The following is a 26,062-nucleotide window of genomic DNA, read 5'->3' on the forward strand; positions in this document are numbered from 1 at the left end:
GCAGGTTGCGGAAGGCATGGGCGCGCTCTGGCTGTTCGGCACGCCCGTCCTGCTGCTGGTGGGACTTGCGGCCGGCTGGTGGCTCGCGCGACGCAGCGCGGCGCAACTGGCGGAGTCCGCGGTAGCGGGGGCGCGCTCCGAGGCCGCCGTGCAGGTGGCGACCTGGAGCGAACGGGTCCGCGGCCTCGAGGCGGAACGGCAGCAACTGGCCGCCGAACTTGCGGACCTGCGCGCGCAGGCCAACGGGCTGCGTGACGCGCTGGACCTCGCGCGCGACGAAAAGGCGCAGCTGGGCGAGCGCGCGGCGCGGGTCACCGTGGTCGAAACCGAACTGGCCAACGCCGGCGCGCGAGCCGAGCGCCTGGCGCAGGACCTGTCGGGCGTGGAGCGCCGCGCCGCGGGCCTCGAAGCTTCGCTGAAGGCGGAATCGGCCACGGTCGAAGGGCTGCGCCGCGAACTCGCACTGGCCGTGCAGGCGCGCGATACCTACCAGCGTGAAGCGAATGAACTGAACCAGCAGGTGGCCGAGCTCGGGACGCAGTTGCAGGCCGAGCGCACGCAGACCCAGGAGAAGCTGCAGCTGCTGGCATCGGCCAAGGACGAACTGTCGAACCAGTTCAAGAGCCTGGCCAACGACATCCTGGACGAGAAGAGCCGCAAGTTCGCCGAGCAGAACCAGGCCAACCTGGGCCAGCTGCTCGACCCGCTGCGGCTGCGCCTGCAGGAGTTCCAGGGGCGCGTCGAGCAGCTGTACGACACCGAGGGCAAGGAGCGATCCGCGCTCGCGCAGCAGGTGCTGCAGTTGCTGGAGCTCAATCGCACGCTGGCGGACGAGGCCAAGAGCCTCACCTTCGCGCTCAAGGGCTCGACCAAGATGCAGGGCAACTGGGGCGAGCTGGTCCTCGAACGCGTGCTGGAAGGCTGCGGCCTGCGCAACGGCACCGAGTACCAGACCCAGGCCAGCGTGAACCGCGAGGACGGGGGGCGGGCACAGGCCGACGTGGTGATCCGCCTGCCGGAAGAGCGCCACCTGGTGATCGACGCCAAGGTGTCGCTGCTGGCGTACGAGGAATACGCGACGACGGAGGACGAATCCGTGCGCGTCGCCGCCCGCAAGCGCCACCTCGATTCGATCCGCGCGCACGTCAAGGGCCTGTCGGAGCGCAACTACCAGCTGCTCTACGGGCTGAAGTCGCTGGATTTCGTGCTGATGTTCGTGCCGATCGAACCGGCGTTCATGCTCGCGACGACGGACGACGGCCAGCTGTTCATGGACGCGTGGAACCGCAATGTGCTGCTCGTCAGCCCGTCGACGCTGATGTTCGTGCTGCGCACCGTGGCCCACCTGTGGCGCCAGGAGCAGCAGAGCCGCAACGCGCAGGACATCGCCAAGCGCGGCGCCGAGCTGTACGACCGCCTGACGGCGTTCGTGGCCGACCTGGAGAAGATCGGCCGCTCGCTGCAGCAGGCAACCGACGCCTATGGCGACGCGTTCAAGAAGCTCACGACCAACAAGGGCAACGTGATCCGCCAGGCGGAGCTGCTCAAGCAGCTGGGGATCAAGCCCACCAAGGCACTGCCGGCGGCGCTGGTCGCCGATGCGGGCGTGCCGGAGGACAGCGACGCCGATGGCGCGTGACGGCGGCGGTGTCGGCCTCGCGCGCCTGATCACCGGCCAGATCTTCCTGCACGCCAGCATGGCCGGCATGCGCATGGCCGCGCCGCTGCTCGCGCTGCGCGCGGGCTACAGCGAGGCGGCCGTGGGCGTGCTGCTCGCGCTGTTCGCGCTCACGCAGGTATTCCTGGCGCTGCCGGCCGGCAACTACGCGGACAAGCACGGCTTGCGCCGCCCGTTCGGCTTCGCGGTGATCGCGTCAGTCGCAGGCTGCCTGCTCGCGACGGCGTTCCCGGTCTATCCCGTGCTGTGCGTCGCCGCTCTGCTCACCGGCGGTGCCACCGGCACGGCCGTCATCGCCCTGCAGCGGCACGTGGGGCGCGCGGCCGGGACACCGAGCCAGTTGCGCCAGGTGTTCTCCTGGCTCGCCATCGGGCCGGCGTTCTCCAACTTCCTCGGCCCGTTCGGTGCCGGCCTCGCCATCGACGCGGGCGGGTTCCAGCTCGCGTTCCTGCTGCTCGGCCTGCTGCCGATCGTGGCGTGGTTCTGTGTGCGGGACATGCGCGAGGTGCCCGAGGCATCCCCGTCGAAGGGCAAGCCGCGGCCTGCGTGGGACCTGCTGCGCGACCCGATGTTCCGGCGCCTGCTGCTGGTCAACTGGATCATGTCCTCGTGCTGGGACGTGCACGCGCTGGTCGTGCCGGTGCTGGGGCACGAGCGCGGGCTGTCGGCGTCGGTGATCGGCACCATCCTCGGCGCCTTCGCGATCGCCGCCGCGCTCGTGCGCGTCGGGCTGCCGGCCATCGCGGCGCGGCTGCAGGAACACAAGGTGATCGTGCTGTCGATGGCCTGCACGGCGCTGATCTTCATCGCCTATCCGTACCAGCACACCGCGTGGGGCATGGGCGTGTGCTCCGTGCTGGTGGGCCTGGCGCTGGGCATGGTCCAGCCCATGGTCATGAGCATGCTGCACCAGATCACGCCCGACCACCGGCACGGGCAGGCGGTCGGGCTCCGGCTGATGGCGATCAACGCGTCCAGCGTGTCGATGCCGATCCTGTTCGGCGGGGCCGGCACGCTGATCGGCGTGGCGGGACTGTTCTGGGTCGTCGCGCTCGGGGCCGGCGCCGGCCTGCCGGCGGCGTGGAACCTGCGCAGCGCGTCCCGTCAGAGCCCGTAGAACTCGCGGATGATGGCCCAGGCATCCTCGGGCTGGTCCGCATAGCGGAACAGGTCCAGGTCCTGCGGCGAGATCACGCCTTCGTCGACCAGCACGTCGAACTGCACCAGCCGCTTCCAGTAGTCCGAGCCGAACAGCACGATGGGCACCTGGCGCGCCTTGCGCGTCTGCACCAGCGTGATCACCTCGAACAGCTCGTCCAGCGTGCCGAAGCCGCCCGGGAAGGCCACGAGCGCCTTCGCGCGCATCATGAAGTGCATCTTGCGCAGCGCGAAGTAGTGGAACTTGAACGACAGGTCGTGCGGCACGTAGGGGTTGGGCGCTTCCTCCATCGGCAGCGCGATCGACAGGCCGACGCTGATGCCGCCCGCCTCGTGCGCGCCGCGATTGGCGGCCTGCATGATCCCCGGCCCGCCGCCCGTGCAGATGAACAGCTTGTCGCGCGCTTCCTTCGCCGCGCTGTACCCGGCGACGAGCTTGCCGAAGGCGCGCGCCTTCTCGTACCACTGGGCATTGCGGGCCAGCGTGCGCGCGCGGCGGATCACCGCCTCGTCGCCGCCAGCCTCGGCGGCCTGCACCAGCGCCTGCGCCTCCTCCTCGCTTCGGAAACGCGCACTGCCGAACACGACGATGGTGTTCTCGATGCCGTGCGCCTGCTGCTCGAGGTCGGGCTTGAGCAGCTCGAGCTGGAACCGGATGCCGCGCGTCTCGCGCCGCAGCAGGAATTCGGGATCGGCGAAGGCCAGCCGGCTGGCATCGGGGTCGAGGGGCAGGCCGCGGTCGGAATGCGCCTGCAGCGTGGCCCATGCATCGGCCAGCCGCTGCGCGTGGATGTTGCTGTCGGAAGACATGGGGGCCATTGTCGCGGGATTGGCGGCGGCGCTGGGGAGGTATCCTCCGCCGCCAGGAAGAAGAGGAGGGCGCCCCTTGACGGAGACGAAGGACCCGCTGTTCCACGTCGTGCTCGACGGCCGCAAGGTCGGGCCGTACGACCGCCGCACGATCGTGGGCATGCGCATCCGCGCCACGCTGTCGAGCGACCACGTCCTCATCGACGCTGGCGGCACCCAGCTCACCGTCGGCGATCTCATCGGACGCCCGCGCCCCCCGAAAGCCGACTTCACGCCCCAGCGCACCGGCGGCTATTCCACCGTTCGCGCGTGCTACCCGGGCAGCCTGCGCTCCTGCGTGGGCCACGGCATCGACGTGCCTGCGTTCCAGGGCGAGATCGAGGTGCGCGTCCAGCCCGACGTGCTGCGCCTGGCCGGCCGGCATCGCAAGGGTTTCTCGTGGCACGACGATCGCGTGAAGCTGCCCCTGAAGGACATCGTGCACGTCCGCGCACGAGGCACCGAGGTGGACCTGGCGCTGCGCGCGGGCGAGCAGCGCCTGCAACGCGTCACGCTGGAACTGTTCTCGCCCGCGGTGGCGGAGGAATTCCTGCAGTGGCTGCCCAACGCCGCTGCCTGGCCCGAGGGCGAGCTGCCCGTGCGCGGCTCGCGCGGCAAGCCGGGGCAGCACCTGCTGTGGATGTCGGTGGCAGGCGCCACGCTCGCCGTCGGGGTCGTGCTCGCCGTGGTACTGGCGCAGCGGCTCTACTGACCCGGCAACGCCAGTGCCAGCGCGAGCGGCACGAACACGATCGCCAGCGCGTTGCCTAGCAGGATCATCGCCGCGACCCGGCTCGGCTCCTGGCCGTAACGCTCGGCAAGCAAGAACTGCATCACTGCCGGTGGCAGGGCGGCGAACAACACCAGCTGCCCACGCGCCGCGGCATCCAGGTCGAAGAGCCAGGCCAGCGGCAGTGCGAGCAGGAGGCCGAGCAGCGGCCGAGCGAAGGCACCGAGCAGCCCGGGCGCGACGTCGGCGCGCCGCAGCTGCGTCAGCCGCACGCCCAGCGACAGCAGCATCAGCGGCAGCATCGGCTCGCCGAGCAGGCGCATGCCCGTCATCAGGATCTCGGGCGGCCGCACGCCGGTGGCGGCGCTCGCGAAGCCGAGTGCCGATGCAACCATCAAGGGGCTCAGGAGCAGTTCGCGCGTGGAGGCGCGTGCGCTCGTGATGCGCGCGCCGAGCGAGAAGTGCAGCAGGCAGCTGACCGAGAACAGCGCCACCGCCGCGCCGAACTGCGAGGCGCCGAACGCCAGCAGCGCGAGCGGCAGCCCCATGTTGCCCGAGTTGTTGAACATCACCACCGGCACCAGCGTGCGTGCGGACGTCCGCATGCCGCGCGCGAGCAGCCACGCGAGCACGCCGGTTCCCAGCACCAGCAGGGCCGCGGCACCGATCAGCGGCAGGTGCTCGCGCAGGTGGAAATCGCGGTTCGCCAGCCCCGTGTACACCAGCAGCGGCGTCATCACGTCCAGCACGATGCGGTTGAACGTGCCCAGGTCCGGCTGCGCGCGCCGGCCATAGGCATAGCCGACACCCACGACGAAGAAGACGGGGACGATCACCTGCGCGATGCGCAGCAGCAGCTCCATCACGGGCGCCCGTCGAGCCAGGCGAGCACGCGGTCGCGCGCGGGCTGCAGGCCCTTGTACTGCAGCACCGCATCGGTCATCGACGTGAGCGACGCGTGCAGTCGCTCCGCCTTCGCCGGCGTGTCGACCACCGCCTGCAGCGGGGCGAGCATCACGCGGATGGTGAACACCGCCTGGCGCGTGCCACGGCCGACCGGGAAGAAGGTCTGCCGCTCGGCTCGGAACCAGCACTGCCGCGCAAAGTCCGCGGGATCCACCGTGTCCGGCCAGAGCGTGCGCGCATGCCGACGCGGATGCTGGTCATGGCGCGGTGACGGGCTGATCGTCCACACGTGCCGTTCCCAGTGCTCTCCGCCGGTGGCCAGGCGCACGAGGTGCTCGCGCCCGGCCAGCAGCATGGCCGCGTCCGCGACCGGCGCATGCACCGCGGCGAAGTCCAGCCCCAGCTTGTCCTCGGGCGCCCAGCGCGAGGGCAGGCTCACGCCCAGGAAGGGCAGGGTTCCGCGGTCGCCTTCGAGGATCGCGATGTCTTCCTCGAACGCGAGTTCGAGCGGGGCACGTTCGTCGAACGCCAGGCCCTCGGCGCGCGCCTGCCCGGCGATCGCGGCCAACGCGGGTGTCAGGTCGAAGCCAGGCACCGTGAGGCGCGTGCCCCCGGCTGCCATCGCCAAGCGCTTCTCCTGCTCGATCACGCCGCCGGGATGCAGCGGCGTGAAGTGGCGCGCGCCCGGGGCCAGCTTGCGCAGGCCGGGCTGCATGCGGAACGGCGCCGCGACGAGGTCGAAATCGAAGTCCACGGATCGGGCAAGAAAAAGGCTCCTTGCGGAGCCTCGTGGGTCGTGCGAACTCGCGCCGCTCAGACGCGGCGGCGGTACTCGCCCGTGCGGGTGTCGATCTCGACCTTGTCGCCCTGCGCCACGAAGATCGGCACGCCGATCTCGAAGCCGGTGGCGATCTTGGCGGGCTTGAGCACCTTGCCGGACGTGTCGCCCTTGACGGCGGGTTCGGTCCAGGTGATCTCGCGCTCGACGCTGGTGGGCAGTTCGACCGAGATGGCCTTGCCTTCGTAGAACACCACCTCGGCGGGCATGCCTTCCTCGAGGTAGTTCAGGGCGTCGCCCATGTTGTCCTTCTCGACTTCGTACTGGTTGTACTCGCCGTCCATCCAGACGTACATCGGGTCGGCGAAGTACGAATAGGTGCAGTCCTTCTTGTCCAGGACGATCTGGTCCATCTTGTCGTCGGCCTTGAACACGATTTCCGTGCCCTGGTTCGACAGCAGGCTCTTGAGCTTCATTCGCACCGTGGCCGCGTTGCGGCCGCCGCGGGCGTACTCGGTCTTGAGCACGACCCAGGGGGCGCCGTTCTGCATGATCACGTTGCCGGCGCGGATTTCTTGGGCGATTTTCATGGGGTCAATTGGCGGTGGTAGGCCGCAAGGCGCCCCCGGGGAGGTGGCGCGGCGGCGGGGCACGCAAGGCGCGGGGCCTGCTGCGCAAAGCCGCCCATTTTACCTTTTTTCTTCGGCTCGGCCGCCGGCGCCCGGACGAGCTGCGGCGATACTCCCGCGCAATGCGCCTTGCCCGCCCGACGCTGCACACCGAAACCCTCGTGCTCCTGGCCGCCGTGTACCTGCTGGCGGCCTGCAATGGCCCCTTCTGGAACGCCGCGCTGGGCAGCCGCGACTGGGCCTTGCCCGGCACCTGGGCGCTCGCCGCCGCGATGGCGGTGTCCTTCACGGCCGCCTACGTGGCCTTCTGCGGACTGGTGGCGGCGCGCTGGACCGTGCGGCCGTTGCTCGCGGTGCTGCTGGTGACGGGCGCCGCGCTGTCGTACTACATCGACCGCTACGGCGTCTTCTTCGACCGCGGCATGCTGCGCAACGTGCTGGCCACGCAATGGTCGGAAGCGCGCGAACTGCTCGGGCCAGGCTTCATCCTGCACGTGCTGGTGTTCGGGATCGTTCCCGCCGCGCTGCTGTGGTGGCCACGGTTGCAACGGCGGCCCCTGCTGCGCGCGGTGGCGATCCGGGCTGCGTGGATCGTCGGCGGCATCGTGGTCGCGGTGGCGGCGATGCTGCCCGTGTTCCAGGATTTCGCCTCGATGATGCGCAACGACCGCCAGATGCGTTTCCTGCTCACGCCGGGCAATGCGGTGGTCGCGCTGCTGCAGGAGGCGTGGAGCGGCTCCGGCCGGGCGCCGCCGGCCAGCGTGCCGGTCGGCACCGACGCGCGCCTGGCGCCGACCTGGCAACAGCGCCGTCCCACGCTGTTCGTGGTCGTGGTCGGCGAAACCGCGCGCGCGCAGAACTTCGGCCTCAACGGCTACGCACGCGACACGACGCCGGAGTTGGCGCGCCGCGGCGTCATCCCCTTCACCGACGTCACGGCCTGCGGGACGTCCACCGAGGTGTCCTTGCCGTGCATGTTCTCGGCCTACGGCCGCCGGCACTACGACGAGGACAAGATCGCGACGCACGAATCGCTGCTGCACGTGTTGAAGCACGCGGGCGTGCCGGTGCTGTGGCGCGACAACCAGTCCGGTTGCAAGGGCGTCTGCCAGGGGCTGCCGGTCGAGCAGGTCGACCAGTTGCCGGGCGTGGCCTGCCCTGCGGGTGGCTGCCTGGACGAATCGCTGCTGCATGGCCTGCAGCAGCGCCTGGACTCGGCGCAGGGCAGCCTGGTGCTCGTGTTGCACCAGCTGGGCAGCCACGGGCCGTCGTACTTCCGCCGCTACCCGCCGGCGTCCAAGCGCTTCCAGCCCGCGTGCGAGCAGGACGAGCTGCGCCGCTGCTCGCAGGCCGAGATCGTCAACGCCTACGACAACACGATCCTCTACACCGACCACGTGCTAGGTCGCGTCATCGACTTCCTCGCGGCGCAGCAGCGGTTCGACACCGGGCTGCTGTACGTGTCGGACCATGGCGAATCGCTGGGCGAGTCCGGTCTCTACCTGCACGGCGTGCCGTACGCGATCGCGCCGGACGTGCAGAAGAAGGTGCCCATGGTGGCGTGGTTGTCGCCGGCGCTCGCGACCTCGACGAAGCTGGACGTGCAGTGCCTCCGCGCACGCGCGGCGCTGCCGGCCAGCCACGACAACCTGTTCCATTCGGTGCTGGGGCTGATGGACGTGCAGACATCGGTCTACGAAGCGGGCATGGACCTGTTCCGGCCCTGCCGCGCGGCGCCCTAGCGGCGCACGAACGCGAGCAGTTGCGTCGCGAGGTCGTCCTGCTGCGCCATGGCGTCACGTGCGGCGCCAACCGAGTGCCGCCACGCCGGCAGGTCCCACGCATCGGCGCCTGCGGCGCCGAAATTCCACGCTGCATGCAGCGCGCGCAACGAGGCCGGCGCTTCGATGCGGTCCAGGAAAGCGTCCAGCTTGGCCCGGTGCGCGTCGTCGTCCTGGGGGTAGATGTGCCAGGCGAATGGCTGGCCGGCCCACAACGCGCGCACGACCGAATCCTCGCCGCGCACGAAGTTGAAGTCGCACGCCCACAGCAGGTGGTCGTACTCGACTTGCGGCAGCAGCGGCAGCCACTCGATGTCGAGCCGTGACGTGACGGCGGCCGGCAGTGCGCGAATCGCGCGCTCGGCCCGGCCAGAAGTGACGAGCAGCCGCAGGGGCTCGCCCGACGCGAGCCGAGCCTCCAGCCAGGGCAGCAGCCCGGGCGGTTCGTAGCAGAACAGGCTGGCGAGGCTCTCGCCGTTCCAGCGGATGCCACGCGCGCGCAGCCACGCGCTGCGATCGAACTGCTCGCGCCGTGCGAGCAGGCCCGGCTCGCGCAGCAAGCCGCCCGTGCGGGTCGTGAAGCCAGGATAGAAGAAGCGCTTCTGCAGGCCGTGCGCAGGACCGGCGAGGACGGGGGAGGGCAGGGCATGGCAGCGCTCGACCCAGGCCTCCGCCGAGAGGTACTCGAGGTTGATCCAGTCCGGCTGCCGGCCACGCTCGCGTGCCGCTGTGGCAATGGCCGACTGGACCGCGTCGTCGAGATCGCACCCGAAGGCCTCGACCACGACGTCGCCTGGCTCCACGCCCCGCGCCGCGTCCCAGTGGCCGACGTCGACGCCAGGGGCGCCTTGCGGCGCCATCCAGGCCAGCGCGCTCGCGTCGTCCACCCACAGGCGCACGTGCTCGCCGCGGGCCGCGAGGCCCGCGGCCAGCCGCCAGCACACGCCGATGTCGCCGTGGTTGTCGATGACCTTGCAGAAGATGTCCCAGCGCATCGCGCCGGGATAATACGCAACCATGCCGTCCGACCGTCCCGTGCATTCCGAGCAGCTGCTGGCCGAAGTGGCCGCGCTGCCGCAGCTGCCGGGCGTGTACCGCTACTACGACGCCGAAGGCACGGTGCTGTACGTCGGCAAGGCGCGCAACCTCAAGAAGCGCGTCTCGAGCTACTTCCAGAAGAACCACGGCGGCACGCGCATCGGCCACATGATCAGCCGCATCGCGCGAATGGAAACGACCGTGGTGCGCTCGGAAGCCGAGGCGCTGCTGCTCGAGAACAACCTGATCAAGGCGCTCGACCCGCGGTTCAACATCCTGTTCCGCGACGACAAGAGCTACCCCTACCTGAAGATCCACGGCGCGCCGGACAAGGTCGGCTTCGACGACGGCGGCCACGGGGCGCACAGCGCGGCCGTGTTCCCGCGGGTGGCGTACTACCGCGGCTCGGTCGACCGCAAGCACCGCTACTTCGGGCCGTACCCGAGCGCGTGGGCGGTGAAGGAATCGATCCAGCTGCTGCAGAAGGTGTTCCGCCTGCGCACCTGCGAGGACACGGTGTTCGCCAACCGCACGCGGCCCTGCCTGCTGTACCAGATCAAGCGGTGCTCGGGTCCGTGCGTGAACCTCGTCACGCCCGAGGATTACCAGCAGGACGTGCGCAACGCCGAGGCGTTCCTGCGCGGCGAGACGCAGGCCGTGCTGTCGCAGCTGGAGCAGCGGATGCTCGCGCACGCCGAGAGGCTCGAATTCGAGCAGGCCGCCGAGCTGCGCAACCAGATGGGCGCGCTGTCCAAGGTGCTGCACCAGCAGTCGGTGGACACCGGCTCGGACCGCGACGCCGACGTCCTCGCCGTGCAGGTGCAGGGCGGCAAGGCGTGCGTCAACCTGGCGATGGTGCGCGGCGGGCGCCACCTGGGTGACCGGCCGTACTTTCCGTCGCATGTCGAGGACGCCGCCGCGCTGCAGCAGTTCGACGACGCCGAGGACGCGGTGCCCGCGCAGCCCGTCGAGGTGCAGGTGCTGGAGGCGTTCATCGCCCAGCACTACATCGGCGTGCCGGTGCCGCCGTCCCTGATCACCAGCGTGCCGGTGTCGCGCGAGCTCGTCGAGGCGCTGTCCGAGCAGACCGGCGTCAAGGTCACCGCCGTGCACGCGCCGCGCGAGCAGCGCCGGCTGTGGCTGGAGATGGCGCAGAAGAACGCGTCCATCCAGCTCGCGCGCCTGCTGGCCGAGGAGGGTTCGCAGCAGGCCCGCACGCGCGCGCTGGTCGATGCGCTCGACCTCGCGCCGGACGACCTGGACCAGTTCCGCGTCGAGTGCTTCGACATCTCGCACACCGCCGGCGAGGCGACGCAGGCCTCGTGCGTCGTGTACCACCACCACCGGATGCAGAACGGCGAGTACCGCCGCTACAACATCGAGGGCATCACGCCCGGCGACGACTACGCGGCGATGCGGCAGGTGTTGATGCGCCGCTATGCGCGGCTGGCGGAAGCGGGCCGCGATTCGCCGGATGCGTCGCCGCCGGCGGCGCAGGAACCCGCCGGACAGGACGTCGCGACCGAGCAGGAACAGGCCGCCGAACAGGAAGTGGCCGTCGAAGCCGCGGCGCAGGACACGACGGCGACCGCTGCAGCCGTGGCAGCAGCGCAGGAATCCGGGGCGCCGAAGAAGAAGTCGTCGCGGGGCGGCGCCACGCGCCTGCCCGACCTGGTGCTGGTCGATGGCGGGCGTGGCCAGGTGAGCATGGCGCGCGAGGTGTTCGCCGAACTGGGCCTGGACCTGTCGGTGATCGTCGGCGTCGAGAAGGGCGAGGGACGCCGCGTCGGCCTGGAGGAACTGGTGTTTGCCGACGGCCGCGCCAAGGTCTACCTGGGCAAGGACTCGGCGGCGCTGATGCTGGTCGCCCAGATCCGCGACGAGGCGCACCGCTTCGCCATCACCGGCATGCGGGCGCGGCGCGCGAAGGTGCGCGTGGGCGGCAGCAAGCTGGAGGACATTCCCGGCGTGGGCGCGAAGAAGCGCGCGCGCCTGTTGCAACGCTTCGGCGGCCTGCGCGGCGTCGCGTCGGCCGGCGTCGACGACATCGCGGCGGTCGAAGGCATCGGCCGCGACCTCGCGGAGGAGATCTACCGTGCGCTTCACTAGGCTGCTGGCTTCCGCCTGGGCCACCCTGCTTGCCGCCTGCGGCACGCCGCCGTCGGCCCCCGTGCAGCCGGCGAACGTCGCCGGCACCACGGCGCGCCCGACCGGCGTGGCGCGGACCTGGGACGAGTACAAGCTGCGCGCCGCGCGCCGCATCCACGCGGCCAACGCGGCCGAGACGTTCAGCGGGCCGCTGCCGGATCCGCTGCAGTCGATCCCGGTGCTGCAGGTCAAGTTGAACCGCGACGGCAGCATCAAGGACATCGTTACGCTGCGGGTGCCGCGGCAGTCGCCCGAGACGCTGGAGCTGGCGCGGCGCGCGATCCGCCGCGCCGCACCGTTCGAGCCGGTCGCGCACCTGCCGCAGCCGTGGCAGTTCAACGAGACCTTCCTCTACAACGAGCAGCTGAAGTTCCAGCTGCGCACGCTGGCCGAGGCGCCGTAAGCCCTGCGGCAACTCGGCCATGTGAGAATGGCCGCATGTTCTTCACGATCCCGACGATCCTCACCTGGACCCGCATCGTCGCGATCCCGCTGATCGTCGGCGTGTTCTACCTGGGGCTGCCGCTGCCGGTGCAGAACCTGGTGGCCACCGTGATGTTCGTCGCGTTCGCGTTGACCGACTGGCTGGACGGCTTCCTGGCACGCAAGCTCAACCAGACCTCGTCCTTCGGCGCCTTCCTCGACCCGGTCGCGGACAAGTTCCTCGTCTGCGCCTCGCTGCTGGTGCTGGTGCACCTGGGCAGGGCCCACGTGTTCGTGGCGCTGATCATCATCGGCCGCGAAATCGCGATCTCCGCCCTGCGCGAGTGGATGGCGCAGATCGGCGCCTCGCGCAGCGTCGCCGTGCACATGCTGGGCAAGGTGAAGACGACCGTGCAGATGGTCGCCATTCCCTTCCTGCTGTTCGATGGCGTGCTGTTCGGCGCCATCGACACGCGCCTGTGGGGGCAGTGGCTGATCTGGGCCGCGGCCATCCTCACCGTCTGGTCGATGGTCTATTACCTGCGCAAGGCGCTGCCGGAAATCCGGAAGCGCGTGCGGTGAGCGCAGCCCCCATGCAGGACCGCGAGGACGCGCTGGTGCGCGCCATGCCCGCCGTGTTCGTGCTGATCTGGAGCACCGGCTTCATCGTGGCGCGCTACGGCATGCCGCATTCGCCGCCGATGAAGTTCCTCGCGGTGCGCTACCTCCTGTCCGTGCTCTGCTTCCTCGCGTGGGCGGCGCTGGCGCGAGCAGCCTGGCCACGCAGCCGCGCCCAGGTCGGCCATCTCGCCGTCACGGGCGTGTTGATGCATGCGGGTTACCTGGGCGGTGTCTGGGCCGCGGTGAAGGACGGCATGGGTGCGGGGCTCGCGGCGCTGCTCGTGAGCCTGCAGCCGGTGCTGACCGCCATCTGGATTTCATTGCGAGGCCACGCAGTGTCCTCGCGCCAGTGGGGTGGCCTCGCTCTCGGCTTGGCGGGGCTGCTGCTGGTGGTCTGGCAGAAGCTCGGGTTCGGCGAGGTGCATCCGCAGAACCTGTCGCTTGCTCTCGTCGCGCTGCTGGCCATCACGGCCGGCACGCTGTACCAGAAGCGCTTCGTCCAGCCGTGCGACGTGCGCACGGCCAACCTCGTGCAACTTGCAGCGGCGTTCGCCGTGACGGCGCCGCTCGCGCTGCTGGAGACCGAAGGCATGCAGTGGACCGGCCCGCAGGGCTGGAACCACGAGTTGCTGGGGGCGATGGGCTGGTCGGTGCTCGGACTGACGCTGGGCGGCAGTTCGCTGCTGTACATGCTGATCCAGCGCGGGGCGGCGACCACCGTCACCAGCCTGATGTACCTCGTGCCGCCGACCACCGCGGTGATGGCCTGGGCGCTGTTCGGCGAGGCGATCACGCCGCTGATCGTGGCCGGCGTCGCGCTCACCGCCGTGGGCGTGGGCCTGGTGGTGCGGGCGTCGCCCCGGCCCTGAGCCGCCAGGGCTCGGCGCGGAAGCGTTCGGCGAGGAAATCCACCAGCAGGCGGATGCGCCGCGGCGTCGTCGGGCTGTGCGGCGCCAGCCAGTGCACGTCCGCATCCACCATCGCGTAGCCGGGCAGCACCCGCACCAGGTCGCCGCGCGCGAGGTCGCCGGCGATGTCCCACAGGCTGCGCAGCATGACACCGCGGCCGCCCAGGCACCAATCGCGCACCAGCTCGCCCGAGTTGCTGGAGAGCCGCCCGCCGACCCGCACGCGCACTTCGCTGCGATCGCGTTCGCGCTGCAGCCGCCAGACGTCGAACTGCTCGTTCTCGCGCGCGACCAGGCACTCGTGCGCCGCCAGGTCCTGCGGGGACGACGGGACGCCGCGGGCGCGCAGGTACTCGGGCGCGGCGGCGAGCACCCGCTGGTTGCGCGCGAGGCGGCGCGACGTCCACTCGGTCGCCCGCTGCCCCCGGACCGACCACAGCCACACCGCGCCGTCGTACCCCTCCACGGCGAGGTCGGGCAACTGCTCGGTGAGCTGCAGTTGCAGCTCGAGGTGTGGATGTTTCTGCTGGAAGTCCGCGAGGGCGGGCCCGAGCCACATGCGCCCGAAACCGAACGTGGCCGCCAGGCGGATGCCGCCGACCGGCTCGCGGTGGCGTTCCTGCAGTTCGGCTTCCACCGCTTCGAAGCCGCCCAGCAGGCCGGCCGCGCGGTCGCACAGCGCTTCGCCGTCGGCCGTGGGCACGACGCGCCGCGTGGTGCGCTGGAACAGCTTCAGGCCCAGCCGTGCTTCCAGCGCCGCGAGGCGCCTGGTGATCACCGACGGCACCACGCCGGCCGCGGCTGCCGCGCCCGCGAGGCTGCCATGCTGGCGGATCGCCAGCAGCAGTTCGAGATCGGGACGGTCGAGCCGGGCTTGCATTGCTGCCAATCAGGAAAGAATCGCTTGCCGGATTATTGCTTGGTGCTGCCCTGCGCGGCTGCCACAATCGTCCGCATGCTCGATGGCTTCCGGACCCTGCAGATCGAACGCGACACGGTGCCGCTGCGCGTGCGTGTCGCGGGGGAAGGCACGGCGCTCCTGTTGCTGCACGGCCATCCGCAGACACATGCCATGTGGCACTGCGTGGCACCGCAACTGGCGGAGCGCTTCACGGTGGTCGCCATGGACCTGCGCGGCTATGGCGATTCGGGCCGCCCCCCGGCGGGCGAGGGCAGCGCCGCCTATGCGAAGCGCGAGATGGCGCTCGATGCGCTGCACGTCATGCGCACGCTCGGGCACGACCGCTTCCAGGTGCTCGCGCATGACCGCGGCGCGCGCGTCGCGCACCGCCTTGCGCTGGACCATGCCGCCGCCGTCGAGCGCCTGCTGCTGCTGGACATCGCGCCCACGCTGGCCATGTACCGCGGCACCGGCGAAGCGTTCGCCCGCGCGTACTGGCACTGGTTCTTCCTCATCCAGCCCCCGCCGCTGCCGGAGGCGCTGATCGCGGCCGACGGCGCGCGCTACGTGCGCTCGGTCATGGGCGCGCGGCACGCGGGCCTCGCAGCGTTCGACCCGCGCGCGCTCGCGGAGTACGAGCGCTGCGCGGACATCCCAAGCACCGCGGACTCCATCTGCGCCGACTACCGCGCCAGCGCCGGCATCGATCTCGTGCACGACCAGGCGGACGTGGACGCGGGCCGCCGCGTCGTGCAGCCGCTGCGCGTGCTCTGGGGCGAGCACGGCGCGGTGGGACGTTGTTTCGACGTGCCCGCACTCTGGCGCGAGGCCGCCACCGATTTCACCGGCCGCAGCCTGCCCTGCGGCCACTACATCGCCGAGGAAGCGCCCGAACTGCTCCTCGACGAAGCCTTCCGGTTCTTCAGGAGCACCCCATGAGCAAGAAACGCATCGCAGTCATCGCCGGCGACGGCATCGGCAAGGAAGTCATGCCCGAGGGCGTGCGCGTGGTGGACGCCGCCGCGCGCAAGTTCGGCATCGACCTGCAGTTCGACCATTTCGACTTCGCGTCGTGGGACTACTGCGAGAAGCACGGCAAGTACATGCCGGACGACTGGAAAGACCGCATCGGCGGCCACGACGCCATCTTCTTCGGCGCCGTGGGCTGGCCCGAGAAGGTGGCCGACCACGTGTCGCTGTGGGGATCGCTGGTGCTGTTCCGCCGCGAGTTCGACCAGTACGTCAACCTGCGGCCTGCGAGGCTGATGCCCGGCATCACGTGCCCCGTGGTGCGCCGCGACGGCAGCCCGCGCCAGCCCGGCGAGATCGACATGTACATCGTGCGCGAGAACACCGAGGGCGAGTACTCGATGGTCGGCGGCCGCATGTTCCCGGGCACGCCGCGCGAGATGGTGATGCAGGAAACCATCATGACCCGCCACGGCGTCGACCGCGTGCTGAAGTTCGCGTTCGAGCTGGCGAAGACGCGGCCGAAGAAGCACCTGACCAGCGCGACCAAGTCCAACGGCATCGCGATCACCATGCCGTACTGGGACGAGCGCGTCGCGGAGATGGCCAAGGCCTACCCGGACGTGAAGCAGGACAAGTTCCACATCGACATCCTCACCGCGCACTTCGTGCAGCGGCCGGATTTCTTCGACGTCGTCGTCGCGAGCAACCTGTTCGGCGACATCCTGAGCGACCTCGGTCCTGCGTGCACGGGCACGATCGGCATCGCGCCGAGCGCCAACCTCAATCCGGATCGCAAGTTCCCGTCGCTGTTCGAGCCGGTGCACGGCTCCGCGCCGGACATCTACGGCAAGAAGATCGCCAACCCGATCGGCCAGATCTGGTGCGGCGCGATGATGCTGGAGTTCCTGGGGCACAAGGACGCGCACGACGCGGTGCTGCGCGCAATCGAGACGGTGCTCGATCCCAAGTCCGGTGCGCCGCGCACGCCGGACATCGGCGGCAAGGATTCGACCGCGGACCTCGGCAAGGCGATCGCCGAAGCACTGTGAGCACGCGCTCGCAATGCGCGTGACATAAGTGGCCGCGGCCCTGTTGTAAACCTGCGAGCCTTATTGACACGCCCGGGGGCGCTGGCTCTAATCGGCGACAGTGGCCTCAGTGCCGCGCAAGAACGTCTCCCCTCCCGGCAGGCCTGCGGCTCGCCGGGGTGGGAGACAAAATTTTCTGGGAAGACGACCTGTTTCCTGACTTTTCGTCCAAGAGGGGCTCCTGTGAACAAAACCGAACTGATTGAGCACATCGCGAAGCACGCCGACATCTCCAAGGCGGCGGCGACGCGCGCGCTCGAATCCATGATCGGCGCCGTCAAGACGACGCTGAAGAAGGGCGGCTCCGTCTCGCTCGTCGGATTCGGCACCTTCGCCGTCGGCAAGCGCGCCGCCCGCAGCGGCCGCAATCCCCGCACCGGCCAGCAGATTAAAATCAAGGCTGCCAAGGTGCCCAAGTTCCGTCCTGGCAAGGCGCTCAAGGACGCGCTGAACTGAAGGCGGTCATGAGGGGTGCTTAGCTCAGCTGGTAGAGCGGCGCCCTTACAAGGCGTAGGTCGGCGGTTCGATCCCGTCAGCACCCACCAAGCGAAGGCGAACGGCAGTTCGCCTTTTTCGTTTTCCGGGCCCCCAGAGTCCCACGTACCGAGAGTCGCGCATGTTTGAATTCGTCCGCAAGCACAACAAGATCATGCAGGTGCTGCTGTTCCTGCTGATCGTCCCGTCGTTCGTGCTGTTCGGCGTGGAGCGGTACAACAGCGCGAGCCGCGGCGGCCCGGCCGTCGCGAAGGTCGACGGCAGCGAGATCACCCAGGCCGACTGGGACAACGAGCACCGCCGCGAGGTCGATCGCATCCGCCAGCAGATGCCCACCGTCGACGTCCGCCTGTTCGACACGCCGCAGGCGAAGTACGCCACGCTGGAGCGCATGGTGCGCGATCGCGTGCTGGCCGCCGCCGCGGCGAAGGACCACCTGTCCACGAGCGACCAGCGCCTGGCGCGCGAGCTCGCGTCCAACGAGGTCATCGCCACGCTGCGCGGCCCGGACGGCAAGCTGGACATGGACCGCTACAAGCAGCTGCTCGCGGCGCAAGGCATGTCGCCGCAGATGTTCGAGGAGCAGATGCGCGTCGACCTCGCCAAGCGCCAGGTGCTGCTGCCGGTGCAGGCCAGCGCGCCCGCCGCATCCGCGCCCGCCGACGTGGCGCTGTCCGCCTTCTATGGCAAGCGCGAGATCCAGGTCGCGCAGTTCAACGCCGCCGACTACGCCGCCAAGGTGACCCCGACGCCGGCGGACATCGAGGCGTTCTACAAGGACAACCAGGGCCTGTTCCAGGCGCCCGAGCAGGCGAAGATCGAATACGTCGTGCTGGACCAGGACGCGCTGCGCCGCTCGCTCGCGGTCAACGAGCAGGACCTCAAGGCGTACTACGAGCAGAACAAGCCCGAGATGGAGGAGCGGCAGGCCAGCCACATCCTCGTCGCCGTGCCGCAGGGCGCGCCGGCCGCCGAGAAGGACAAGGCCCGTGCGCGCGCGCAGGAACTGTTCGAGCAGGTGAAGAAGGCGCCGGACACCTTCGCCGACGTCGCGAAGAAGAATTCGCAGGACCCGGGCTCCGCCCCCAACGGCGGTTCGCTCGACTGGTTCAACCGCAAGGCGATGGTCAAGTCGTTCTCGGACGCCGCCTTCGCGATGCAGAAGGGCGAGATCCGCGGCCCGGTGGAGTCCGAGTTCGGCTTCCACATCATCAAGCTCACCGACGTGCGCGCGCCGACCTACGAGCAGGTGCGCCCGGAGCTCGAGGCGCGCCTGCGCAAGGAGCAGGCGCAGCGCAAGTTCTCCGAGACCGCGTCCGATTTCCAGAACGCCGTGTACGAAGCCACCGACGGCTACAAGTCCGTGGCAGAGCGCTTCAAGGTCGACGTCAGGACGGCCACGGTGCAACGCAATCCGGCGCCCGGCTCGACCGGCCCGGTCGCCAACCCGAAGCTGCTCGCCGCGGTCTTCACGCCGGACAGCATCGAGAAGAAGCGCAACACCGACGCGGTGGAGACGGCGACCGGCCAGCTCGTGTCGGCGCGCATCGTCGAGTACAGCGCCGCGCGCACGCTGCCGCTGGCGGAGGTGCAGGACAACGTGCGGCAGCGCCTGGTCGCTGCGCGCGCCGCCGACATGGCGAAGAAGGACGGCATGGACAAGCTGGCCGCGTGGAAGGCCAATCCGTCCGCGGCGACGGGCCTGTCCGACAAGGTCGTCGTCTCGCGCGCCGAGCCGGGCAAGCAGCCGCGCGACATCATCGAAGCCGCACTGCGCACCGAGACGAACGCCTTCGCCGGCGTTGATCTCGGCACCGCGGGCTACGCGGTGGTGAAGGTCACGCAGGTGCTGCCGCGCGCCAAGCCCGAACCCGCCCTGGCGCAGCAGGAAGTGGCGCAGTACGCGGGTGCGTGGAGTGGCGCGGAGGCGCTGGCCTACTACAACGTGCTCAAGGATCGCTTCAAGACGCAGATCCTGGTGCCGAAGCCTGCCGACGGCGAATCGCAGCAGGCGAGCCGCTGAGCCCGGCCGGGGCGCTTGCCCCGGCTATAATCACGCGCTTCGACGGTGGCTGTAGCTCAGTTGGTAGAGTCCCAGATTGTGATTCTGGTCGTCGTGGGTTCGAGTCCCATCAGCCACCCCAGGATCTGAACGAAAAGGCCGGTGCATGCACCGGCCTTTTTCTTTGCCTGAACAGCGCCTCAGCCGTTCACCAGCACCAGCTTGCCCTTCACGCCGCGCGAGCCCATGAGCGCATAGGCATCCTTCAGCTGGGCCATCGGCAGCACGCGGTCGATCACCGGCTTCACCTTGCCTTGTGCGTACCAGCCGGCCAGCTCGGCCATCATCGCCGCGTTCGCTTTGGGTTCGCGGCGCGAGAAATCGCCCCAGAACACGCCGACCAGCGACGCGCCCTTGAGCAGCGGCAGGTTCATGGGCAACGCGGGAATCGCGCCGCCGGCCGCGAAGCCGACGACGAGGTAGCGGCCGCGCCAGGCGATGGAGCGGAACACCGGCTCCGCGTACTCGCCGCCCACGGGGTCGTAGACCACGTCCGGTCCCTTGCCGTCGGTCGCAGCCTTGATGGCGTCGCGCAGGTTGCCTTCGGTGTAGTTGATGGTGGCATCGGCGCCGATGGAGCGGCACAGCGCGAGCTTGTCCTCGCTCGACGCCGCCGCGATGACGCGTGCGCCCGCGGCCTTCGCAATCTGGATCGCGGCGGTGCCGACGCCACCAGCCGCGCCCAGCACCAGCACCGTCTCGCCGGCCTTCAGCTGCGCGCGGTCGACCAGCGCATGGTGCGAGGTGGCGTAGGTCATGATGAACGCCGCAGCGTCCGTGAACGGGAAGCCGAAAGGCAGGGGCATGCACAGGTGCGCCGGCGCAACCGTGTGCGTGCCGAAGCCGCCGGTGCCCGAGAGGCAGGCGACGTTCTGCCCGACTTTCAGGTGCGTGACGCCTTCGCCCACCGCTTCGACGACGCCAGCGTATTCGGATCCGGGCACGAAGGGCAGGGGCGGCTTGTGCTGGTACTTGTTCTGGACGATCAGCAGGTCGGGGAAGTTGAGGCTGGCCGCCTGGATGCCGATGCGCACTTCGCCGGCCTTGGGCTCGGGCGTGGGAAGGTCCTTCCACTGCAACGCGTCGACGCCGACGGGGTTCTCGCAGAGCCAGGCATGCATGCTGTCGTCTCCTTCTTGGAAGCTGCGGCGATCATAGGACGCGTGCCGAGGGCGCCGATGTCCCTGCGGCGACCGGCCGCCTACAATGCCGCAGCCCCGCGCCGCATGAAGATCCTGCTTTCCAACGACGACGGCTACCAGGCGCCCGGCCTGCTGGCCCTGCACCACGCGCTGCGCGACCTCGGCGAGGTCGTCGTGGTCGCCCCCGAACACAACAACAGCGCGAAATCCAACGCGCTGACGCTGCACCAGCCGCTGTACCTGTACGACGGCCCGGATGGCGTGCGCTACGTCAACGGCACGCCCGCGGACTGCGTGCACGTCGCGCTGACCGGCGTGCTCGGCTACCGGCCGGACCTCGTCGTCAGCGGCATCAACAACGGCGCCAACATGGGCGACGACACCATCTATTCCGGCACCGTCGGCGCGGCGATGGAGGGCTACCTGTTCGGCATCCCTGCGATCGCGTTCTCGCAAGTGCAGAAGGGATGGGCGCACCTCGACGCCGCCGCGCAGCGCGCGCGCGAGTTGGTGCAGCAGGTGATCGCGCAGGGGCTCGATCCCGAGCATCCGTTCCTGCTGAACGTGAACATCCCCAACCGGCCGCTGGAAGAACTCGGTCCTTTCGAGGTCTGCCGGCTCGGACGCCGGCACGCGGCCGAGCAGGTCATCGCGCAGGAGAGCCCGCACGGCATGAAGATGTACTGGATCGGCGGCGCCGGTCCGGCCAAGGACGATGCGCAGGGCACCGACTTCCATGCGACCACGCAGGGCCGCATCTCGGTGACGCCGCTGAAGGTGGACCTGACGGACCACGACGCGCTGCAGGACTGGGCCGGGCGCGTCGGCCGCTTCGGGGCGCGCTCGTGAGCGGCCGGCCCGGATTTCCCGCGCGAGGCGCGTTGCCGCCGGCGGCGGGCAGCAAGCCCGCGGCTCCCGCAGCGAAGGCAGCCAGGCCCGCGCCGATGGCGCCCGTGCGTGGCGTCGGCATGGAGTCGCACGCTGTGCGTGCACGCATGGTCGAACGGCTCGCGGCCGAAGGCATCGCAGACGCGCGCGTGCTTGGCGCGATGGGCAGCGTCGATCGGCACGGTTTCGTCGACAGCGCGCTGGTCAACCAGGCCTACGAAGACACCAGCCTGCCGATCGGGCTGGGTCAGACCATTTCCAAGCCGAGCGTCGTCGCGCGCATGGTGGAACTGCTGCTCGCCGGCACGCCGCAGGGGCGCCTCGGGCGCGTGCTCGAAGTGGGTACCGGGTGCGGCTACCAGGCCGCCGTGCTCGCGCAGGTGGCTTCGGAGGTGTACAGCATCGAACGCCTGCGTGGCCTGCACGAGAAAGCGCGCGCCAACCTGCGGCCTCTGCGCCTGGCCAACGTGCACCTGCTGTTCGGCGATGGCATGCAGGGGTTCGCGAAGGGCGCCCCGTACGCCGGCATCATCGCGGCCGCCGGTGGCGATGCCGTGCCCGCGGCCTGGATCGAGCAGCTCGCCATCGGCGGGCGCATCGTGGCGCCGACGTCCATGGCCGGTGGCCGGCAGGTGCTGGTGGTGCTGGAGAAGACGCCGCGCGAGCTGCGGCAGACCGTGCTCGAGACCGTCCAGTTCGTCCCCCTAAAATCGGGCATCGCCTAAAGGAACGACAACGATGATGCGCATGCTTGGGGGCCGGGGAGCCGCACTGGGACTGGCGATGCTGCTGCTCGCCGGCTGTGCGTCGAAGACGCGCACCCCGGCGCCGGTGGAGGACCGCAGCAACAATGCGCGCGCGCCCGCCGCCGTCGTTGCCGACCCCGTGCGCCCGTTGCCGGGCGCCGAGAACGCGGGCAAGCCGGGCTACTACACCGTGCAGCGCGGCGACACGCTGATCCGCATCTCGCTCGAGCATGGCCAGAACTGGCGCGACGTCGTGCGCTGGAATTCGCTCGACAACCCGAACGTCATCGAGGTGGGGCAGGTCCTGCGCGTGCAGCCGCCCGCGTCCGAAACCGTCGCGACACGGCCGGTGACGCAACCGGTCGTCGCCGCCACCGCGGTGCCGCCTGCGAGCGCCGCAAGCTCCGCCTTGCCGCCGGCCTCCGCCGCCAGTGCGCCGCGCTCCACCGCCAGCACCGTGGCTGCGGCACCGGCGCCCGTCGCCGCCCAGCCCGCCCTCACGCCCGACGACGACATTCCGTGGGGCTGGCCCGCGCCGGGCAACAACTCGGTCGTCGGTGGCTTCGACGAGGTGAAGAACAAGGGCCTGGACATCGCCGGCAAGGCAGGCGACCCGGTGCTGGCTGCTGCCGATGGGCGCGTCGTGTACGCGGGCGCCGGGCTGCGCGGCTACGGCAACCTCATCATCCTGAAGCACAACAACACCTACCTCACTGCTTACGCGCACAACCAGACGTTGCTGGTCAAGGAAGACCAATCCGTGCGCAAAGGGCAGAAGATCGCGGAGATGGGATCGAGCGACGCCGACCGCGTGAAGCTGCACTTCGAGATCCGCCGTCTTGGCAAGCCGGTCGACCCGGCGAAGTACCTGGCGGCGAGGTAGGGCTGTGGCACGCCGGCGCGAAGGACGCAGTCCGACGCCGCCGCCGGCAGCGCTGGAGCAGGGCGACCCGCCGCCCGTGCCCAACGGCAACGGCAGTACCGAGCCGAACGGGCCCGCCACCTGGGCCGGCGACGGCGACACCACCGACGCGCTCACCCTGTACCTGCGCGAGATCCGCCGCACAGAACTCTTCACGGCGCAGGAGGAATTCGAGACCGCCACCCGCGCCCGCGCGGGCGATTTCGCCGCGCGCCAGTCGATGATCGAGCACAACCTGCGGCTGGTCGTGAGCATTGCCAAGGCCTACATGGGGCGCGGCGTGCCGCTGTCGGACCTGATCGAGGAGGGCAACCTCGGCCTGATGCACGCGATCGGCAAGTTCGAACCGGAGCGCGGCTTCCGGTTCTCGACGTATGCGACCTGGTGGATCCGCCAGTCCGTCGAGCGCGCGGTCATGAACCAGGGCCGCGTCATCCGGTTGCCGGTGCACGTCGTGCGCGAACTGCAGCAGGTGCTGCGGGCGCGCCGGTTGCTCGAGAACGACCCGGCGTTCCAGGCGGCCCGCGGCGGCACCCGTGGCGAGTCGGTGCGGGTGGAAGACGTCGCCGCGCTGCTCGGCCGCGACGTGCAGGAGGTCAGCGACCTGCTGGCGCTGGCCGAGGCGCCGCGGTCGCTGGACGCCTCGATGGATCGCGGCGACGACGAGCGCACGCTGGCCGACTCGCTGCCGGACGACCAGGCGGCGGATCCGACCGGCATCACGCACCACCACGAGGTCGAACGGCTGCTGGCCACCTGGGTCGACGCGCTGTCGGACCGCGAGCGCGAGATCCTCGAAGGCCGCTTCGGCCTGCACGACCGCGAGCCGGAGACGCTGGAGGTGCTGAGCGAGCGCCTGGGCCTGACGCGCGAACGGGTGCGACAGATCCAGAACGAGGCCTTGCTCAAGCTGCGCCGGCAGATGACCCGGCGCGGCATCGATCGCGGCGCGCTGTTCTGATCGGCTAGAGTCGCCGCATGGCCTGGCCCGTGCTCGTCTTCGACATCGAAAGCATCCCTGACGTCGCGGGGCTGCGCGCCACGCGCGGCATGCCCGCGGACCTCCCCGACGACCAGGTCTACGCCGCCTGGGCGGACGAGCGCAAGGCCGCGGGGCAGTCGGAGTTCCTGCCGCTGTACCTGCAGCGCATCCTGGTGATCAGCTGCGTGTTCCGCAGCAGCGAAGGCCTGCGCGTGCACTCGTTCGTCGATCGCGACAACGCGAGCGAAGGGCGCATCGTGCAATCCTTCTTCAACAGCATCGAGAAGCACGTGCCGCAGCTGGTCAGCTGGAACGGCGGCGGCTTCGACCTGCCGGTGCTGCACTACCGCGGCCTGCGGCACGGCGTGGTCGCCGACAAGTACTGGGACCTCGGCGACGACGACCGCGAGTTCAAGTGGAACAACTACATCGGCCGGTACCACATGCGGCACCTGGACCTGATGGACCTGCTGGCGATGTACCAGCCGCGCGCCAACGCGCCGCTCGATGCGATGGCCAAGCTGTGTGGCTTCCCCGGCAAGCTGGGCATGGACGGCAGCCAGGTCTGGCCGGCGTTCCAGCGCGGCGAGCTGGAGGACATCCGCCGGTACTGCGAGACCGACGTGATGAACACGTACCTGCTGTACTGCCGCTTCCAGAAGATGCGTGCCGGGCTGACCGAGGCCGAGTACGAGCAGGAGATCGCCTTCGTGCGGCAGACGCTGGGCGGGCTCGCGGCCGACGAGCCGCACTGGCGCGAGTACCTCGACGCCTGGGCCTGAGACCTTCGCGCGCCCTGAGACAATCGGGGCAATGAGAGACAAGACTGCATCGGCCCCCGTCGAGGGGCCGCTCGCCGTGGACGCGCTGGACATCGAGGCCCAGGGCGTGGCGCGCCGGCCGGACGGCAAGGTGGTGTTCATCGACGGCGCGCTGCCAGGCGAAACCGTCAGCGTGCAGGTCACGCGGCGCAAGAACAACTGGGAGCAGGGGGCGCTCGTCGCCGTCCACCGCGAATCGTCGCAGCGGGTCAAGCCCCGCTGCCCGCATTTCGGCCTGCACGAGGGCGCGTGCGGCGGCTGCAAGATGCAGCACCTGCACCCGGCGGCGCAGGTCGCGATCAAGCAACGGGTGCTGGAGGACAACCTGTGGCACCTGGGCAAGGTCAAGCCCGACCTCGTGCTGCGGCCGATCCAGGGCCCCGACTGGAACTACCGCTGGCGTGCGCGCTTTTCCGTGCGGCACGTGCGCAAGAAGGGCGTGGTGCTGGTCGGCTTCCACGAACGCAAGAGCCGCTATGTCGCCGACATCCGCGAATGCCACGTGGTGCCCCAGGAGGTGAGCGACCTGCTGCTGCCGCTGCGGGACCTGATCGGGTCGATGGAGGCGATCGAGACCTGCCCGCAGATCGAGCTGGCTTGCGGCGACGACGTGATCGCGCTGGTGCTGCGCCACCTGGAGCCGCTCAGCGCGCCCGATGTCGACAAGCTGCGGGTCTTCCAGCGCGAACATCCGGCTGTGCAGTGGTGGCTGCAGCCGAAGGGGCCCGACACGGTGCACCTGCTCGACGAAGCGGACCCGCGCCAGCTGGCCTATGCGCTGCAGGAGTTCGGGCTCGTGATGCCGTTCAGGCCGACGGACTTCACGCAGGTCAATCCGCACATCAACCGCACGCTGGTCGGCCGCGCGCTGCGGCTGCTGGATGTGCAGCCGGAAGATCGCGTGATCGACTGGTTCTGCGGCCTCGGCAACTTCACGCTGCCGCTGGCGACGCAGGCGCGCGAAGTGCTGGGCATCGAGGGCAGCGAAGCGCTCGTCGCGCGCTCGCGCGAGAACTGGGCGGGCAATGCCCAGCGGCGTGCGCTCGCACCGACCACGTTCGTGGCGCGCAACCTGTTCGAGATCACGCCCCAGCAGCTGGTCGCCGACGGCATCGCCGACCGCTGGCTGGTCGACCCGCCGCGCGAGGGCGCGTTCGCGCTGGCCAAGGCCATCGCCGACCTGCACCAGGACCCGCAGCTGGCGCCGGGATGGACGCCACCGCGGCGCATCGTCTACGTGAGCTGCAATCCCGCGACGCTCGCGCGCGATGCGGGCCTGCTGGTGCACCAGGGTGGCTACCGGTGCTCGGCCGCGGGCGTGGTGAACATGTTCCCGCACACCGCGCACGTCGAGAGCATCGCGGTGTTCGACCGCTGAAATGAAAACAGGGCCCCG

General features: G+C 70.0%; 25 protein-coding genes and 2 tRNA genes. 20 read left to right on the forward strand and 7 right to left on the reverse strand.

Annotated elements, in window-relative coordinates; translation table 11 throughout:
- Positions 1–16 precede the first annotated feature (16 nt).
- Positions 17–1,639 carry a DNA recombination protein RmuC gene (locus tag I8E28_RS10480; protein ID WP_200787967.1) on the forward strand — a complete coding sequence of 541 codons (1,623 nt, stop codon included), beginning with the start codon at positions 17–19 and terminating at the stop codon, positions 1,637–1,639.
- Positions 1,629–2,795 (forward strand): MFS transporter, encoded by a 1,167-nt coding sequence (locus I8E28_RS10485; protein WP_200787968.1) that lies wholly within the window; start codon positions 1,629–1,631, stop codon positions 2,793–2,795. The genes I8E28_RS10480 and I8E28_RS10485 overlap by 11 nt, the downstream gene beginning before the upstream one ends.
- Here I8E28_RS10485 and I8E28_RS10490 read toward each other — a convergent pair.
- Positions 2,783–3,646: an LOG family protein gene (locus I8E28_RS10490; protein ID WP_200787969.1), complete on the reverse strand. Its 864-nt coding sequence runs from the start codon at positions 3,644–3,646 to the stop codon at positions 2,783–2,785. The two genes, I8E28_RS10485 and I8E28_RS10490, sit on opposite strands and share 13 nt — an antisense overlap.
- Positions 3,647–3,722: 76 nt before the next feature.
- Here I8E28_RS10490 and I8E28_RS10495 point away from each other — a divergent pair, with 76 nt between their 5' ends.
- Positions 3,723–4,397, forward strand: coding sequence for a hypothetical protein (locus I8E28_RS10495; protein WP_200787970.1), 675 nt, complete (start codon positions 3,723–3,725; stop codon positions 4,395–4,397).
- Here the strand turns inward: I8E28_RS10495 and I8E28_RS10500 are convergent.
- Genes I8E28_RS10500 through efp form a run of 3 tightly spaced genes read right to left on the reverse strand, consistent with a single transcriptional unit; the run spans position 4,391 to position 6,689 of the window.
- Positions 4,391–5,278 carry an AEC family transporter gene (locus I8E28_RS10500; RefSeq protein ID WP_200787971.1) on the reverse strand — a complete coding sequence of 296 codons (888 nt, stop codon included), beginning with the start codon at positions 5,276–5,278 and terminating at the stop codon, positions 4,391–4,393. The genes I8E28_RS10495 and I8E28_RS10500 overlap by 7 nt on opposite strands.
- Positions 5,278–6,075, reverse strand: a complete 798-nt coding sequence (locus tag I8E28_RS10505; RefSeq protein WP_200787972.1) for a heme-dependent oxidative N-demethylase subunit alpha family protein — start codon at positions 6,073–6,075, stop codon at positions 5,278–5,280. The genes I8E28_RS10500 and I8E28_RS10505 overlap by 1 nt, the downstream gene beginning before the upstream one ends.
- A gap of 59 nt (positions 6,076–6,134) precedes the next feature.
- Positions 6,135–6,689 carry an elongation factor P gene (gene efp / locus I8E28_RS10510; RefSeq protein WP_200787973.1) on the reverse strand — a complete coding sequence of 185 codons (555 nt, stop codon included), beginning with the start codon at positions 6,687–6,689 and terminating at the stop codon, positions 6,135–6,137.
- Between the two features lie 161 nt (positions 6,690–6,850).
- Between efp and I8E28_RS10515 the strand changes: the two genes are divergently transcribed.
- Complete coding sequence (locus I8E28_RS10515) at positions 6,851–8,470, forward strand: phosphoethanolamine transferase (protein ID WP_200787974.1); 1,620 nt, start codon at positions 6,851–6,853, stop codon at positions 8,468–8,470.
- On the opposite strand, the gene earP is transcribed toward I8E28_RS10515, so the two are convergent.
- Entirely contained in the window at positions 8,467–9,528 is a 1,062-nt protein-coding gene (earP, locus tag I8E28_RS10520) for an elongation factor P maturation arginine rhamnosyltransferase EarP (protein WP_239027216.1), read from the reverse strand. The two genes, I8E28_RS10515 and earP, sit on opposite strands and share 4 nt — an antisense overlap.
- On the opposite strand from earP, the gene uvrC reads away from it, so the two are divergent.
- Genes uvrC through I8E28_RS10540 form a run of 4 tightly spaced genes read left to right on the forward strand, consistent with a single transcriptional unit; the run spans position 9,527 to position 13,608 of the window.
- Positions 9,527–11,656: an excinuclease ABC subunit UvrC gene (gene uvrC, locus I8E28_RS10525; protein WP_200787975.1), complete on the forward strand. Its 2,130-nt coding sequence runs from the start codon at positions 9,527–9,529 to the stop codon at positions 11,654–11,656. The genes earP and uvrC overlap by 2 nt on opposite strands.
- Complete coding sequence (locus I8E28_RS10530) at positions 11,643–12,098, forward strand: hypothetical protein (RefSeq protein WP_338050767.1); 456 nt, start codon at positions 11,643–11,645, stop codon at positions 12,096–12,098. Before uvrC ends, I8E28_RS10530 begins: the two co-directional genes overlap by 14 nt.
- 35 nt (positions 12,099–12,133) lie before the next feature.
- Positions 12,134–12,700, forward strand: coding sequence for a CDP-diacylglycerol--glycerol-3-phosphate 3-phosphatidyltransferase (gene pgsA / locus I8E28_RS10535; protein ID WP_200787976.1), 567 nt, complete (start codon positions 12,134–12,136; stop codon positions 12,698–12,700).
- Between the two features lie 11 nt (positions 12,701–12,711).
- Complete coding sequence (locus tag I8E28_RS10540) at positions 12,712–13,608, forward strand: DMT family transporter (RefSeq protein ID WP_200790365.1); 897 nt, start codon at positions 12,712–12,714, stop codon at positions 13,606–13,608.
- On the opposite strand, the gene I8E28_RS10545 is transcribed toward I8E28_RS10540, so the two are convergent.
- Entirely contained in the window at positions 13,559–14,527 is a 969-nt protein-coding gene (locus tag I8E28_RS10545; RefSeq protein ID WP_200787977.1) for a LysR substrate-binding domain-containing protein, read from the reverse strand. The genes I8E28_RS10540 and I8E28_RS10545 overlap by 50 nt on opposite strands.
- A gap of 75 nt (positions 14,528–14,602) precedes the next feature.
- On the opposite strand from I8E28_RS10545, the gene I8E28_RS10550 reads away from it, so the two are divergent.
- From I8E28_RS10550 to I8E28_RS10575, 6 genes are all read left to right on the forward strand, one after another.
- Complete coding sequence (locus tag I8E28_RS10550; RefSeq protein ID WP_200787978.1) at positions 14,603–15,487, forward strand: alpha/beta fold hydrolase; 885 nt, start codon at positions 14,603–14,605, stop codon at positions 15,485–15,487.
- Positions 15,484–16,569 carry a tartrate dehydrogenase gene (locus I8E28_RS10555; protein WP_200787979.1) on the forward strand — a complete coding sequence of 362 codons (1,086 nt, stop codon included), beginning with the start codon at positions 15,484–15,486 and terminating at the stop codon, positions 16,567–16,569. Before I8E28_RS10550 ends, I8E28_RS10555 begins: the two co-directional genes overlap by 4 nt.
- Before the next feature lie 222 nt (positions 16,570–16,791).
- The gene (locus tag I8E28_RS10560) at positions 16,792–17,064 is read left to right on the forward strand and encodes an HU family DNA-binding protein (protein ID WP_200787980.1); all 273 of its coding nucleotides are present in this window, start codon (positions 16,792–16,794) and stop codon (positions 17,062–17,064) included.
- A gap of 13 nt (positions 17,065–17,077) precedes the next feature.
- Positions 17,078–17,153, forward strand: a tRNA-Val gene (locus I8E28_RS10565).
- A gap of 71 nt (positions 17,154–17,224) precedes the next feature.
- Positions 17,225–19,126 (forward strand): SurA N-terminal domain-containing protein, encoded by a 1,902-nt coding sequence (locus tag I8E28_RS10570; RefSeq protein WP_200787981.1) that lies wholly within the window; start codon positions 17,225–17,227, stop codon positions 19,124–19,126.
- Positions 19,127–19,171: 45 nt separating this feature from the next.
- Positions 19,172–19,247 (forward strand) — tRNA-His (locus tag I8E28_RS10575).
- Positions 19,248–19,305: 58 nt separating this feature from the next.
- Here I8E28_RS10575 and I8E28_RS10580 read toward each other — a convergent pair.
- Entirely contained in the window at positions 19,306–20,286 is a 981-nt protein-coding gene (locus I8E28_RS10580; RefSeq protein ID WP_200787982.1) for an NADPH:quinone oxidoreductase family protein, read from the reverse strand.
- Between the two features lie 105 nt (positions 20,287–20,391).
- Between I8E28_RS10580 and surE the strand changes: the two genes are divergently transcribed.
- Genes surE through rlmD form a run of 6 tightly spaced genes read left to right on the forward strand, consistent with a single transcriptional unit; the run spans position 20,392 to position 26,044 of the window.
- Positions 20,392–21,156, forward strand: a complete 765-nt coding sequence (gene surE / locus I8E28_RS10585) for a 5'/3'-nucleotidase SurE (RefSeq protein WP_200787983.1) — start codon at positions 20,392–20,394, stop codon at positions 21,154–21,156.
- Positions 21,153–21,920 (forward strand): protein-L-isoaspartate(D-aspartate) O-methyltransferase, encoded by a 768-nt coding sequence (locus tag I8E28_RS10590; protein WP_338050768.1) that lies wholly within the window; start codon positions 21,153–21,155, stop codon positions 21,918–21,920. Before surE ends, I8E28_RS10590 begins: the two co-directional genes overlap by 4 nt.
- 22 nt (positions 21,921–21,942) lie before the next feature.
- Positions 21,943–22,824 (forward strand): peptidoglycan DD-metalloendopeptidase family protein, encoded by an 882-nt coding sequence (locus I8E28_RS10595; RefSeq protein WP_200790366.1) that lies wholly within the window; start codon positions 21,943–21,945, stop codon positions 22,822–22,824.
- Positions 22,825–22,828: 4 nt separating this feature from the next.
- Positions 22,829–23,824, forward strand: coding sequence for an RNA polymerase sigma factor RpoS (rpoS, locus tag I8E28_RS10600; protein ID WP_200787985.1), 996 nt, complete (start codon positions 22,829–22,831; stop codon positions 23,822–23,824).
- Between the two features lie 17 nt (positions 23,825–23,841).
- Complete coding sequence (locus I8E28_RS10605) at positions 23,842–24,627, forward strand: 3'-5' exonuclease (protein ID WP_200787986.1); 786 nt, start codon at positions 23,842–23,844, stop codon at positions 24,625–24,627.
- A 31-nt stretch (positions 24,628–24,658) separates the two neighbouring features.
- Positions 24,659–26,044 carry a 23S rRNA (uracil(1939)-C(5))-methyltransferase RlmD gene (gene rlmD, locus I8E28_RS10610; protein WP_200787987.1) on the forward strand — a complete coding sequence of 462 codons (1,386 nt, stop codon included), beginning with the start codon at positions 24,659–24,661 and terminating at the stop codon, positions 26,042–26,044.
- Positions 26,045–26,062 lie beyond the last annotated feature (18 nt).

The sequence above is a fragment of the Ramlibacter algicola genome, assembly GCF_016641735.1.
GTDB classification, from domain to species: domain Bacteria; phylum Pseudomonadota; class Gammaproteobacteria; order Burkholderiales; family Burkholderiaceae_C; genus Ramlibacter; species Ramlibacter algicola.